The sequence below is a fragment of the Nocardioides ginkgobilobae genome (genome assembly GCF_054781275.1).
The window spans coordinates 49,055-61,840 of record NZ_BAAGUS010000013.1 but is presented as its reverse complement, the minus strand read 5'-3'; the positions used below and the strand labels follow the sequence as shown (position 1 = coordinate 61,840).

At 75.0% G+C, this 12,786-nt stretch carries 15 protein-coding genes; 5 read left to right on the top strand and 10 right to left on the bottom strand.

Annotated features, from left to right (window positions below; genetic code table 11):
* Positions 1–206 precede the first annotated feature (206 nt).
* The gene (locus ACYVID_RS12985) at positions 207–959 is read left to right on the top strand and encodes a LuxR C-terminal-related transcriptional regulator (protein ID WP_460737662.1); all 753 of its coding nucleotides are present in this window, start codon (positions 207–209) and stop codon (positions 957–959) included.
* Positions 960–1,055: 96 nt separating this feature from the next.
* Here the strand turns inward: ACYVID_RS12985 and ACYVID_RS12980 are convergent, their stop codons facing one another.
* Positions 1,056–1,808, bottom strand: coding sequence for an ANTAR domain-containing protein (locus tag ACYVID_RS12980; protein WP_460737660.1), 753 nt, complete (start codon positions 1,806–1,808; stop codon positions 1,056–1,058).
* Positions 1,809–2,091: 283 nt separating this feature from the next.
* Here ACYVID_RS12980 and ACYVID_RS12975 point away from each other — a divergent pair, with 283 nt between their 5' ends.
* The 3 genes from ACYVID_RS12975 to ACYVID_RS12965 all read left to right on the top strand — a co-directional run bounded on the left by ACYVID_RS12975 (position 2,092) and on the right by ACYVID_RS12965 (position 3,845).
* The gene (locus ACYVID_RS12975) at positions 2,092–3,030 is read left to right on the top strand and encodes a sigma-70 family RNA polymerase sigma factor (RefSeq protein ID WP_460737658.1); all 939 of its coding nucleotides are present in this window, start codon (positions 2,092–2,094) and stop codon (positions 3,028–3,030) included.
* Between the two features lie 174 nt (positions 3,031–3,204).
* Positions 3,205–3,681, top strand: coding sequence for a hypothetical protein (locus ACYVID_RS12970; protein WP_460737656.1), 477 nt, complete (start codon positions 3,205–3,207; stop codon positions 3,679–3,681).
* Positions 3,678–3,845 (top strand): hypothetical protein, encoded by a 168-nt coding sequence (locus ACYVID_RS12965; protein ID WP_460737654.1) that lies wholly within the window; start codon positions 3,678–3,680, stop codon positions 3,843–3,845. The genes ACYVID_RS12970 and ACYVID_RS12965 overlap by 4 nt, the downstream gene beginning before the upstream one ends.
* A gap of 93 nt (positions 3,846–3,938) precedes the next feature.
* Here ACYVID_RS12965 and ACYVID_RS12960 read toward each other — a convergent pair whose 3' ends face one another.
* Positions 3,939–4,649 carry a methyltransferase gene (locus ACYVID_RS12960; RefSeq protein ID WP_460737652.1) on the bottom strand — a complete coding sequence of 237 codons (711 nt, stop codon included), beginning with the start codon at positions 4,647–4,649 and terminating at the stop codon, positions 3,939–3,941.
* Positions 4,650–4,807: 158 nt separating this feature from the next.
* On the opposite strand from ACYVID_RS12960, the gene ACYVID_RS12955 reads away from it, so the two are divergent.
* Entirely contained in the window at positions 4,808–6,853 is a 2,046-nt protein-coding gene (locus tag ACYVID_RS12955; protein ID WP_460737650.1) for a clostripain-related cysteine peptidase, read from the top strand.
* 221 nt (positions 6,854–7,074) lie between these two features.
* Here the strand turns inward: ACYVID_RS12955 and ACYVID_RS12950 are convergent, their stop codons facing one another.
* From ACYVID_RS12950 to ACYVID_RS12915, 8 genes are all read right to left on the bottom strand, one after another.
* On the bottom strand, positions 7,075–7,347 hold the full coding sequence (locus ACYVID_RS12950; protein ID WP_460737648.1) for a CDGSH iron-sulfur domain-containing protein: 273 nt from the start codon (positions 7,345–7,347) through the stop codon (positions 7,075–7,077).
* Entirely contained in the window at positions 7,344–8,336 is a 993-nt protein-coding gene (locus tag ACYVID_RS12945) for an iron-containing redox enzyme family protein (protein WP_460737646.1), read from the bottom strand. The genes ACYVID_RS12950 and ACYVID_RS12945 overlap by 4 nt, the downstream gene beginning before the upstream one ends.
* Positions 8,333–8,548: a hypothetical protein gene (locus tag ACYVID_RS12940; RefSeq protein ID WP_460737644.1), complete on the bottom strand. Its 216-nt coding sequence runs from the start codon at positions 8,546–8,548 to the stop codon at positions 8,333–8,335. Before ACYVID_RS12940 ends, ACYVID_RS12945 begins: the two co-directional genes overlap by 4 nt.
* Positions 8,549–8,845: 297 nt before the next feature.
* Positions 8,846–9,697, bottom strand: coding sequence for an SDR family oxidoreductase (locus ACYVID_RS12935; RefSeq protein ID WP_460737642.1), 852 nt, complete (start codon positions 9,695–9,697; stop codon positions 8,846–8,848).
* Entirely contained in the window at positions 9,694–9,843 is a 150-nt protein-coding gene (locus ACYVID_RS12930; RefSeq protein WP_460737640.1) for an SRPBCC family protein, read from the bottom strand. Before ACYVID_RS12930 ends, ACYVID_RS12935 begins: the two co-directional genes overlap by 4 nt.
* Positions 9,844–9,890: 47 nt before the next feature.
* Complete coding sequence (locus ACYVID_RS12925) at positions 9,891–10,730, bottom strand: glycosyltransferase family 2 protein (protein WP_460737638.1); 840 nt, start codon at positions 10,728–10,730, stop codon at positions 9,891–9,893.
* Positions 10,727–11,725 carry a glycosyltransferase gene (locus tag ACYVID_RS12920; protein ID WP_460737636.1) on the bottom strand — a complete coding sequence of 333 codons (999 nt, stop codon included), beginning with the start codon at positions 11,723–11,725 and terminating at the stop codon, positions 10,727–10,729. Before ACYVID_RS12920 ends, ACYVID_RS12925 begins: the two co-directional genes overlap by 4 nt.
* The gene (locus ACYVID_RS12915; protein ID WP_460737634.1) at positions 11,722–12,786 is read right to left on the bottom strand and encodes a glycosyltransferase; all 1,065 of its coding nucleotides are present in this window, start codon (positions 12,784–12,786) and stop codon (positions 11,722–11,724) included. The genes ACYVID_RS12920 and ACYVID_RS12915 overlap by 4 nt, the downstream gene beginning before the upstream one ends.

Genomic DNA, 12,786 nt, shown 5'->3' with positions numbered 1-12,786 from the left:
TCGGACCGTGTCGGGACGGAACCCGATCGCCTGACCCGGTCGTCCGGCCCGATCGCCCGGCCCGATCGTCGGCCCGATGGTCGCGCCCGGACGTGCCTGTGTCGACGGCACCTGGCTCCGCCTGCAGGTGCTGCGGTGGGCCGGTGGGGCTGGATCCGTGCGACGTGGGTACCAGCAGTCCACCCCCACCAGAGGAGGCCAGCACCATGCCCCGCAGCACCACCCCCCCTGCCCCGGCGACCCGGGTCGCCGCCACCCCTGCCGGCACCGTCGGCGCCGGCCCCACCGAGTCCCCGACCGCCGGACCAGGCACCGTCCTGGTCTCGCTGCCCGAGTGGCAGAGCCCGCTGTCCGTGGGGCTGGTCGCCCTGCTCTCCGACCAGCCCGGCGTGCACCTGGTGCCGAGCGCCACCATCGGCAGCGCCCCGCAGCGCGGCGTGCTGCTGCACGACGCGGGCGCCCCGCCGGCGTCGTACGCCGCCGCGGTGACCGCCGCCCGCGCCGCCGGCTGGACCTGCCTGGCGCTCGCGTGGCCCGAGGAGCAGCGTCGCCTGCTCAAGACCCCCGCCGCCGGTCCCGACCCCGACGGCTGGCTGCCCAAGAGCGCCGACGGGCCGATGCTGGCCGCGGCCATCCGGCACGCGTTCCGCAAGCCCGCGCCCGAGGTGAGCGGCCCCGGCACCGGCGCCCGCGGGTCCGCGGCCCAGAGCCTGAGCCAGCGCGAGCGGCAGATGCTCGTGCTCATCGCCGCCGGGCTGAGCAACGACGAGATCGCGGCGCGCTGCTACCTCAGCATCAACTCGGTCAAGACCTTCGTGCGTGCGGCCTACCGCAAGATCGGCGTCGAGCGTCGCGTCGACGCCGCCATGTGGGTGGCCGAGCACCTGGAGACCAGCGAGGTCCCCGAGCCGGACGACGAGGTCGCGATCGATCCCGGCAGCCGGTTGGCCGCGGTCTGACCGACCTCCACCCGCTACTACCGGGTCGCGGGCCGGCTGACCGAACCGCCGCCCTCGGCAGCCGGGCCGTCCCGTGCCCGGGCCGGGCGACGGCTCCTAGCGGGCCATCTCCTCGGGGATGCCGACCACCTCGACGATGCGGGCAGCCACCTGCCGCAGCGGCAGGTTGTGGTCGTTGGAGAGCCGGCGCAGCACCTCGAAGGCCTGGTCGGTGCGCAGCTCGTAGCGGGCCATGAGGATGCCCTGCGCGACCCCGATCTGGTGCCGGGAGTCCACGGCGGTCCGCAGGCCCTCGACCAGCTTGGCCTGGCTCAGCGCCGAGGCCGCGAGGCTGGCGTAGACCTCGGCGACGTTGAAGGCGTCGTCGTCGAAGGCGTGCGGGTCCGCGGCGTACAGGTTGATCGCCCCGATCTCCTCCCGCTCGGTGCTCAGGCGGATGGAGAGCACGGAGCGGAAGCCGATCTCGACGGCCCGCGGCGACCAGCGCGACCACCGGCTGTCCGCGGCGAGGTCGTGGCTGCGGAAGCTGCCCGCACCCTCGGCCGACTCCAGGCAGGGTCCCTCGTCGAGGTCGTACTGCGCGTGGTCGGCCTGCGAGACCTGCTCCGAGGTCGAGGCCGCCGTGCCGAGGACCCCCCGTCGCCCACGCAGCGTCAGCCCGCACCCGTCGGCCTTGGGGATGACCTCGAGCGCCCGCTGGACGACCAGGTCGGTGGTCAGCCCGGCGTTGCCGTCGGGCAGCAGGTGCTGGGAGACCTCCGCCAGCCAGGCTGCGAGACCGGTGCCGGCGGCTGGGGCCTCCAGGTGCGCGGCGGCGTCGTCAGGGGTGGCGAGGGAGTCGGTGGTCATCGTGCGGCACCTCCGGCCGAGTCGGGGGATGGCGTGCGCCGGGACCCTCGGAGCTCGTCGGCGGCCGCGGACGGCTCCCCGTCGCGGGCGAGCCGAGACGGGGCCGAGCGTTCGATGGTCCGGGTGGGGGACAGCCTCCACCAGACATATCACCCTTTCGGTCACCCTCTCACCTAGCCGGGAGCCACGTCGACGCCTACGGTGGAGGGATCTCGGGAGCTGCAGAACAGCCGGTTCCCTGCGCAGCCACCTTCTCAGCGTGGCACCACCCAGGAGCCGCCCCATGGCGATCCATCTCCCGTCCTCTCCGGTTCTGCCCGTCGCGGCAGACGACGAGCACATCCCCGACCCCACCCGCCCGTTCCTGCCCGTGCCCGGCGACGCCGAGCCCGCGACCCGCCCCGCGCGGGCCGGCCACCCGGGCGACGACGCCCGACGACGTACGACGACCGCGCTCGTCGCGTTCGCCCACGGGCTCCCGGCCGACCGGCCGGCCCGTCAGCTGGTGCTCACCAGCGTCGTGCGGCTCAACACCGGCGTGGCCGAGGCCGTCGCCGCGCGCTACCGCCGTCGTGGTGTCGACGGCGAGGACCTGACCCAGGCCGCCTACGAGGGCCTGGTCAAGGCCGTGAGGCGCTTCGACCCGACCAAGGCCGAGGACCTGTTGAGCTTCGCCGTGCCCACGATCCGCGGGGAGGTGCAGCGACACTTCCGCGACCGCTCGTGGTCGGTGCGTCCGCCACGGGCACTGCAGGAGCTCGAGGCCCGCGCCCGCAAGGAGTCCGACCGGCTCCTGCAGCTGCTCGGGCGCGAGCCCTCCCTCGAGGAGCTCGCCGAGGCCCTGGCCGTCACGGTGGCCGAGTGCGCCCAGGCGCTCAACGTGCACCACGCGTGGAGCGCTCTCTCCCTCGACAAGCCGCTCGACGGCGGCGACGGCGAGACCGGCCCGACCCTGGCCGGCCGATTGAGCGAGGACGCCGGGTTCGACCGGATCGACGACCTGCTCTCCCTGCGCCCGGCGCTGGCCAGCCTCGGCGAGCGGGACCGGCTCGTGGTGCAGCTGCGCTTCGTCGAGGAGCTCACCCAGGGCGAGATCGCCGAGCGGCTCGGGGTCACGCAGACCCACGTGTCACGGCTGCTGCACCGGATCCTGCGGCGCCTGCGCGACCAGCTGGACGGACCCGCACTGCGCGGACGGACCGGCCCCGGGTGCGCCGCCTGAGACGCCGAGCGGGCAGGACCGTCGCCAAGAACTGCCCGCTCGGCACCAGAGCAGTCGGGTCGGGCGGGCAGGACCGTGCGAGGACCTGCCCGCTCGACCGTCCGGCAGGAGCGCCGGCGCGGCATCACCCTCCGAGGTGGGTGCCGCCACCGGCCTAGCGGGAACCCTCCCGGCATGCCTGAGCACCCGCACGACGACGCACCCGCTCCCGAGCACACGCGCCCCGACGGCGTCAGCGACGCCACCGTCGAGGCGATCGGGCGGCTGAGCAAGGCCCTGGACCTCTGCGAGGAGTCCCGGGGTCACCTCTACGCCTTCCACCGCCGCACCGGCGACACCGAGCGCTGCCTGCGCGAGGCCGTGGACCTCTTCCGCGAGGCCGGCCACGACGAGCTGGCGCAGCGCCTGGACGACGAGCTGGTCGGCCGCAACGTCATCGCCGGCCGGTGGACCTTCCAGATCGTCGAGGACTACGACGACCACTACTACTCGGCCTTCACCGGGCTCGAGCGCGAGGTGCGCGAGCAGCTCGTGCAGGGTCGCCGCCACGTGCACGAGGCGGAGATGAAGGAGTCCCACCGCACCCAGGGCCGCCGCCACCACGAGGCCCGCCCCGACCTGGCTCCCAGCCCGGAAGGAGCGTCGTCGTGAACGACCGCACCAAGGCGATCGTCGCCATCGTCGTCGGGTTCTTCCTGATCGGTCTGGCCGTCATGCTCGTCGTCGGGCTCGTCTCCGGCGACGACGTGGACCGCGAGGAGAACCCCGTCATCGGTGGCCTCGCTGCCGGTTCCGCGGCCGCCGCCCTGCTCTGACCTTCCCCGCCGCGACCGTCATCTCGTCGGGCCGACGCATCGTTCCGGACAGCTCGTACGGGACGATGCACCGGTCCGGCGTCCGGCGGTTGCTCAGCGCAGGAGCACCAGGACCCCGCCGAGGCAGGGGCGGACCTCGTCGACGGTGAGCCCGTGGGCGGCGGCAGCGTCGGCGACGGCGCCGGTCGCCTGCTCGCCGGTGCCGAGCTGGAGCACCAGCGCCCCGCCGGGCAGCAGCACCCGAGCAGCGGTGCGCACGCATGCCACCGCGAGGTCGGTGCCGTCGGGGCCGCCGTCGATGGCGCCCGGCGGGTCCTCGGGGAAGCGGTCGACCCCGGCCGTCGGCACCCACGGCGGGTCGGCGATCACCAGCGCGTAGCGGGTCGGCTCCTCGGCCACCTGCTCGATCGTGGCCGTCCGGGCGTGGACCTGCTGGTCGATGCCGTTGCGTGCGGCGTTGTCGGCGGCGTACGCCGTCGCGACGGGCTCGCGGTCGACGCAGACCAGCTGGCGGCGGGTCCCGGCGACGGCCAGCAGGCCGATGTGCCCGGCCCCGCTGCACAACTCCAGCACCGGTCCCGGGGGCAGGGTCGTCAGCAGACGGGCCGCCCAGCGGGACTGCTCGGCGGTCCAGGGCCGCGGCTCGAGGATGCGGGGGTCCCACGCGATCTCCAGCCGTCCGACGAAGGCGGTGCGTCGGTCGTCGTCACCGACGTCGAGGAGGTCGTGGCTGCCCCCTGCCGGGCTCGGGACGGAGGGGAGGACGGTCTGGTCAGCGGTCGCGGTGGGGGCCGGGGTCTGCACCTGCCCAGTCCATCCCGGGTGCCGTCGCCGCGACTTCGATCATGCGGGTGAGTCCGGTGTCGAGCAGACGTGAGCCGCGTCCCACCGGGGGTCTGGACCAGGCTGCGCCCGCGCCGCGATCCGCCCCTCCCGGGCTCGCGCCGCCCTAGCCTGCCGACATGACCCGTGCGCGTGCACGGCGGCTCGGCGCCGGCTCCCTCCCCCGCTCCACACACCGCTCCACGACCCGCACCACGACCCGCACCACGACCCGCACCGCGCGACTGTCCTCCGCACGCCCACTGGCAGCACTCGCCCTGCTCGCGCTCCTCGCCACCCCGGCCCTGGCCGGCTGCGGGTCCGGCGGCGACAGCGGCGGGGGCGGGGCGCAGGCCCCGGCCGCCGACGTGGAGCAGCCCGGCGAGAGCTGGACGGTGCTCATCTACTCGATGGCCGACACCGACCTCGAGCCCTTCATGGTCACCGACATCAACGAGGCCGGCGAGGTCGGCTCGACCGACAAGCTGAAGGTGCGCGCCTTCGTCGACCGCAACGTCGGGTACGGCGAGGAGCCGCTGCTCGACCAGGGCGACTGGGTGGGCGGGCGGGTGCTGGACCTCACCGAGCCGGGCCGCACCGAGCTGGTGGCCGACCTGGGTGACGTGAACTCCGCCGACCCCGCGACGCTGGCCGACTTCATCGCCCAGGGCATCGCGGACCACCCCGCCGACAAGTACGCCCTGATCATCTCCGACCACGGCGCCGGGTGGCCGGGCATCGGACCCGACGAGGGCTCCGACTACGACGTGCTGGACCTCATCGACATCGGCGACGGGATCAGCGCCGGCCTCGAGGAGGCCGGCGTGGACAAGCTGGACCTGCTCGGCTTCGACGCCTGTCTCATGGCCAGCTACGAGGTCGCCAGCGCGATGGCGCCCGTGGCCCGGCGGATGGTCGCCTCCCAGGAGCTCGAGCCCGGCCACGGCTGGGACTACCGCAGCCTCTCGGTGCTGGCCGAGGACCCGACCACCGACACCGAGACCTTCGGTTCGGCCATCCTCGACGGCTTCGAGCAGCAGGCGATCGAGTCCGGCACGGAGGCCGACATCACCCTCTCGATGATCGACCTGACCCGGATGCCGGCGCTCGACGAGGCGGTCGAGGCCTTCAGCGACGAGCTCGGCCAGACCCCGGAGGTCGCGCCGGCCGTGGGCCGTGCGGAGAGCACGGTGCTGGCCTTCGGCAAGAGCCCCGACCCGATGCAGGACAGCAACCACTCCGACCTCGGGCTGCTGGTCGAGGCCATCGGCGCGGACGCCGAGGAGGTCTCGGCCCCGGCCGAGGCGATCGCCACCGCCCTCGACGACGTGGTCGTCGACGCGGTGAACGGACCCGCGACCGCGGCCGCGACCGGGTTGTCGGTCTACCTCCCGCCCTCGGCGGACCTCGCCGACCCGGCGTACCAGGAGGTGGCCGAGGCGGACCCCTGGGAGGAGCTGCTCCTGGAGTACTACGAGGCCGGGGACGCGATCCCCGAGGACGAGCTGCCGGAGTTCGACGTCGCCGGCAGCGGACCCACGCTGAACTTCGCCGAGGACGGCACGCTGGAGCTGAAGGCGAGCTTCGCCGACGCCGCGCTCGGCAACCTCACCGACGCCACCATCTCCTACGGGCTGGTCAACGGCGACGGGTCGATCACCTACCTCGGCGAGGAGATCGCCGACGTCGACCCCGACACCGCCGAGGTCTACGGCACCTACGACCTGACGGTGCTGGTCCTCGACGACCAGGTCGACACCGCCTACGGCTACCTCGCCCTGGACCTCAGCGACGACCTGGCCTACGGCTACCTCGACATCCCGCTGACCTACTACCCCTCCTACGACCCGGAGACGCCGCAGGAGGCCCTGCTCTCCGCGGTGCTCGACGTGGAGGGCGGCGGCTTCGTCAGCGAGACGCTCTACGGCTACGACCCCGACAGCCAGGGGTACGGCGAGCTCCCGCCCGACCCCGAGGGCATCATCGTGCCCGACGTGCTGACCTACAAAGCCGACGGCGCGGGGATCTGGGAGCCGACGACCGACGTCGGGCTCTACGCCGACATCCCGAACCTGCTCTACGACTTCGAGCCGCTGGAGTCCGGCACCGAGATCTGGGTCGAGCTGACCGCCACCGACTACGGCGGGAACTCCGCCACCACCGGCACCCAGGTCACGGTGCCCTAGCCGGGGGCTCGCTCCCGGAGGACGGGGGTGGGCCGTGCTCGCCGACCCCGAGGGCAACGAGTTCTGCGTGCTGACGTCCTCCGCACCGAACGACTGAGGCGACTACCGCGCCTCGCCCTCTCGGTGAGCGACGTTCTGCACCCTCACGTCGACGGATCGCGTTCGGAACGTCGCGCACCGACCTCGGCACGAGCGCCCGTCCGGCGAGCGGGGAAGCGGGGTCAGTAGTCCTCGAGCGGCCGATCGGAGCCGCTGCGCCGGGGGCGCGGGACGGCCCGGGGGCCGGCGTCGCGGCGTACGAGCTTGTGCGAGCCGTCGCACCACGGTGAGCTGCCCGTGGCACCGCAGCGGCAGACCGCGACGACCGGCCGCTCGGAGTGGTGCTTGACGCCGTCCTCGTCCTCGACGGTGACCGGGCCCGGCAGCAGGATCGGGCCGTCGGCGCACAGCATGACCTCGCGCTCGTCGGTCGCTCGTCCGGTCCGGCTGCTCATGCGACCGCCGACTCCTGCTCGGCGCCGACGTGGGCGAGCACGGCGGTGGCGGTGGCCTGCTCGGCGAGCAGGCAGACCGCGCCGCCCCACAGCACGTCGGGCAGCGTGTCGGGGTCGTGCGCGACCAGCGAGCCGAGCATCCGGCGCACGGCCAGCTGCTCGTGCACCGCGTCGGCCACCATGTGCTCGCGGTAGTAGTCGACCATCTCCTCCGGCGCACCCACGCGCTCCAGCCCGCGCGCGACCCGGCGCGACGGCACCGCGCTGGTCACCTCGAAGGCCGCCAGGTGACCCAGCGCCGCCGGCACCAGCCGCCGGTGCAGCCCCAGCATCGACATCAGGTTGACCTGCTCCAGCACCTCGGGCAGCGCCTCGTCGACGTACGCCGCGTAGCCGCCGTCGAGGCCGCACGCCTCCACCCCCCGCCGCCACATGCGGGCGTGCAGGCGCGTGGGGTCGCCGTTGCCGTACTCGTCGGCGGCGATCGCCACCAGGTGCGCCTTGGTCTCGTCGTCGAGCCGCGGCAGGGTCCACATCGAGGGGTCCTGCTCGCGCACGTGGTAGATCGAGCGCTGCCGCAGCACCGCCAGCACCTGGTCCAGGTCCGCGTCGCGCTGGAGGAACGAGGCGATGGACCCACCGCCGGTGTCGGTCTCGCAGAGGTCGAAGAAGACGGGGGCGAGCTCCTCACCGGCCTCGCACCGCTGCTGCGCGGGCGCGACCACCGCGCGGGCGCGGCGTCGCCAGCGCGCCTCGAGGTCGTGCTCGAGGTGGGCCCGACACACGAGCAGCGCGGGATCCCACTCCAGGGCGTCGTCGACGCCCTCGAAGCCCCGGTGGTGCAGCTCGTAGAGGATCCACAGCGAGAGCGCCTCGTCCGCGGCGGAGTCCGGCTCCAGGCAACGCGTCACGCCGCGGCCGCCCAGGGCGGCGACGAGGGCCTCGGACAGCTCCCCGCGTGGCGTCGGCAGCGGCGGGGCGCCCCTCACGAGGCGTCCTCCCAGGCGTGCCACTCCCCGCGGCAGTCGGTGAAGCCGGCGGAGCGGCGGGACGTGGCGGCGTCGGGAGCCGTCCGCGGTGCAGGCACGATCAGCCGCGCGACGGCGACGCGGCGCGAGCTGCCACGCCGGTGACGCCCGGCGGTCGTGCGGAGGGGGGTGCGTCCGAGCGCGTGCTCGAGGCGGTCCAGCAGGCGGGTCATGCCCGACGAGGTGCCCCGGTTCGCCCGGGGGCAGTCCCACCCCGAGGGATGACCGGCACCAGCCGCGGCAGCTCCACCCCGATGGGCGAGGTCGTGGACGACCGGACACCCGTCCGGGCGAGTCTGGTCGGCCCGGTGCTGGGCACCGTCCGTCTGGCACCGGCAGCCCGCCGGAGAACTCACGCAGCCGATCCCGCGGGCAGCCGGTGCCGGTGGGCGCCGGGGCGTCCTTCCCTCACGAGGTCTCGAGGCTCGTCGCCGGCGCACCTCGCACCTCGACCACCGACGGGTGCGCCGTCAGAGGACCGGGCGACCGCCGGTGACGGCGACCCGGGCACCGGAGACGTAGCTGGCCTCGTCGGAGGCGAGCAGGACGTACACCGGCGCCAGCTCGACGGGCTCCCCGGCCCGGCCGAGCGGGGTGTTCGCCCCGAACTCCGCGACCTTCTCCGCCGGCATGGTCGAGGGGATCAACGGGGTCCACACCGGTCCGGGCGCCACGCTGTTGACCCGGATCCCGCGCTCGCCCCACAGCTGGGCCAGGCTCGCGCAGAGGTTGGCGATCGCGGCCTTCGTGGCGGCGTACGGCGCCAGGGTGGGGTTGGGGCTGTCGGAGTTCACCGACGAGCTGCCGATCACCGAGGCCCCCGGGCGCAGGTGCGGCTCGGCGGCCTTGCAGAGGTGGAACATCGCCGAGAGGTTCGTGCCGATCGTGCGGTCCCACTCCTCGTCCGGCACGTCCTGGAGGGACTCGCGGGTCATCTGGTACGCCGCGTTGACCACCAGCACGTCCAGGGCGCCGAGCTCCTCGACGCAGCGGCGCACCAGCTCGCGGCAGTGGGCCGGGTCGGAGACGTCGCCCGGCACCAGCACCGCGCGGCGACCGGCCGCCTCGACGTACCGCGCGACGTCCTCGGCGTCCTCGTGCTCGTCGAGGTAGGAGACGAGCACGTCGGCGCCCTCGCGGGCGTAGGCGATCGCGACCGCGCGGCCGATGCCGCTGTCACCGCCGGTGACGAGGGCGACCTTGCCGGCCAGCCGGTCGTGGCCGCGGTAGGACGACTCGCCGCAGTCGGGCCGGGGGTCCATGCGCGACTGGAGCCCCGGCGGGTCCTGGGTCTGCGGCGGGCGCAGCGCCTCCTCGCTCATGACTGGACCCCGGAGCCGTCAGCAGCCGTGGCGCCGGTGCTCACGGTCGGCGGGTCCCACTCCTCCGTGGTGCGGAAGTCGGTGAGGTAGTCCCACACCGTGTGGATGTCGGTCGTGGTGGTGAGCGTGCGCTCGACGTGGGCCATGGACACGGTTCCTCTCTCGCGACGTGACCCTGGGCGGGCCGGTGTGCTCAGACCGGTGCCCGGGTGACGGCCTCCCAGCCCTCACCCACCCGGCGGACCAGCCCGAGCGCCTCGAACGCCTCGAACCAGCCGCGCGCCGGCCACTCACCCCAGCGGCCGTGGAAGGTCCGGGCGTTGCGCAGCAGGGCGCCGAGGTGCTCGACCGGCGGGTCGCTGACCGGGTGGTGCTGGTGGTAGGCGCGGGCGTCGCCCGTCCACCCCAGACCGAGCCCCCGGGCCACCACGGTGCGCCCCAGGTCGGTGTCCTCGCAGCCGTAGCCGACGTACTCCTCGTGGTAGCCGCCGAGCTCGCGCCACGCGGACGCGGAGACGGCGTACGACAGGGACCAGAAGAGGTCCGGGTCGCCGCCCGCGGAGCGCTCACCGGCGGCGGGAGCGGGGCGCGCCGGGTGGGGCGCGTCGAGCGCGACCATCGCCTCCGCGTCGAGCGGCAGGACCCCGGCGGGCAGGTAGGTGACCGGCCCCGACCAGACGGTGCGGGGGTCGGCGCGGACGGCGTCGGCGTACCCCGTGACCAGGTGGGGTCCGGCGAGGCAGTCGACGTCGAGCCCGACGAGCACGTCGCAGCCCTCGGCGGCGGCCCGGGCCATGCCGGTGTTGCGGGCCCGCGCCAGCGGGAGGCCACGTCCGTCGCTGTCGACGGTGACGACCATCGTCGGCAACGGCTCCTCGGCGACCACCCGGGCCAGGTCGGGGTCGTCCATGGCGACCACCAGGTGCAGGTCGGGAGGACGTGCGCCGACGGCGAGCGAGCGCCGCTGCCGACGCAGGTGCTCGTGCCGACCGTGGGCCGTCGTCACCACGGCGACCCGGGGCGCGCCGCTCACCCGACGTCCCGCAGCAGGCCCGCGAACCGGCCGGCCGCGCCACCGTCGACCCAGCGGCTCCAGCCCGCGCCGTCCCGGCCGGCGGTGCGCTCGAGCAGGTCGGGCCAGCCCTCCTCGGGCAGTGCGGGCAGCACCGTGACCGGCCAGCCGCCCGCGGCGAGGGCAGCGGCGGAGGTCAGCTGCTCCTCGTGCGGCCTGGCCTGGGGCACCACCACGGCGGGGCGGCGGGCGGCTGCGACCTCGGCGAGGGCGTTCTGCCCGGCGTGGGTGACCACCACCGCGGAGCGCTCGAGCAGGCCGGCCACGTCGTCGTGCCAGCGGCCGGGCCCGGCGACCTCCCAGCTCCACGTCGGGGTGGAGGCGCGGGCGCGGGACAGGAGGTCCTCGAGGGCCTCGGGGGCGAGGTCGTGGCCACCGGCACCGCCGAGGAACGTGACGGTCCGGGCGTGCGGTGACCGCTGTGCGACGGGGTGCCGCGAGAGCGCGCCGACCGCGTGGACGCGCTCGTGGACCTCCGGGGGCAGGCCCGGCAGCATCGCGACGGTCGCCTCCTCCGGCCAGGCGCCGACCAGGACGTCGGAGACGTCGAGCGCCAACCGGTGCGCGGCGTCGTCGCGCCGGCCGGGCAGCACGACCCCGACGACGGGCACGCCGTGCAGGCGCACCAGGAGGGTCACCTCGACCGAGACGTCCACGACCACCGCGCGCGGCCGGGCCGCGTCCAACCACGTGGAGAGCTGGTGGGAGCGCCGCGAGAGGCCCGGGTGGTGCGGCGGCACCCAGTGCAGCCTCCCCCCTGCCGTCGGGTCCCCGACGGTCGACGGCGGGTCGTCGGGTGCGAGGTGCACCCAGTCCCCCGCCCAGCCCTCGGGACGCGGCAACGAGGACAGCCCGGTCACGGGTTCCTCCAGCTCCCGGGCGACCGCGAGGGCACGGTGCAGGTGGCCACGGCCGTGGTGGTGCACGTACCAACCCAGGCCGCCGGTCCGGCTCACGCGGCGCGCTCCTGGGGCACCAACCCGGCGTAGACCGCCTCGTACTCGCGGACCATCCGCTCGGCCGACAGCGACCGCTCGGCATGGGCGCGCACCTCGCCACGGTCGCAGCGGGCCGCGACCTCGATCGCGCCGGCCAGCGCCGCCACGTCGTCGGCGGGCGCCAACGCCCCGGTGCCCGGCACGACGACCTCGCGCAGCGCACCCCGGTCGAAGGCCGCGACCGGTGTGCCGCAGGCCATCGCCTCGGCCGCCACGAGGCCGTAGGGCTCCTCCCACACCGGCGTCACCAGGGCCACGCTGGCCCGGGCGAGCAGCCGCGCGAGCGAGGCGTGGTCGAGGTGCCCGAGCAGCCGGGCGTCCGGACCGAGCCGGGGGGCCAGCTCCTCGGCGACGTACGCCGCGTCCTGCACCGGTCCGGCCAGCACGATCTCCCGTCCGGCGGCCCGCGCGGCGTCGACGGCCAGGTGCGGCGCCTTCTCCGGCACCAGCCGGCCGGTCCAGACGACCGGGCCACCCCCCGGGCCCGGTCGCCAGGCGTGCACGTCCACACCGTTGAGCACCGGCGTCGCCGTGAGGGTGCCCGACCAGGCCTCGGCCGTCGCGCGGCTGACCGCGGTCCACGACGAGGCACCGGGGGCCACCGTCGCCGCGGACTCGATCCACGGCAGCGGCGGCGTGTGGAGGGTGGTCAGGACGGGGACCGGGACGGCACCCGCCATGGCCACCGGGAGGTGGTGGAGGCTGTGGTTGTGCACGACGTCGAAGCGCTCGGCGCCGTCGCGGGCCAGGTGCAGCATCAGCCCGAGGTAGGCGTGGTGCTCGGCCATCCACTCCAGCGACGGCGCGTTGACGTCGCGCATCGAGGTGGGGGTCGGGACGAACGGGTCCGGGCGCAGGTGCCGCACCGGGAGGCGCGGGTCGCAGCCCGCGGCGAAGAGCGTCACCTCGTGCCCCCGCGCGGCGAGCAGCCGGGCCAGGTGGTGGGTCAGCGACTCCAGCCCGCCGGCGAAGGGCTCGCGGACCGGGTAGCGGCTCGAGGCGACGAGGCAGACACGCAC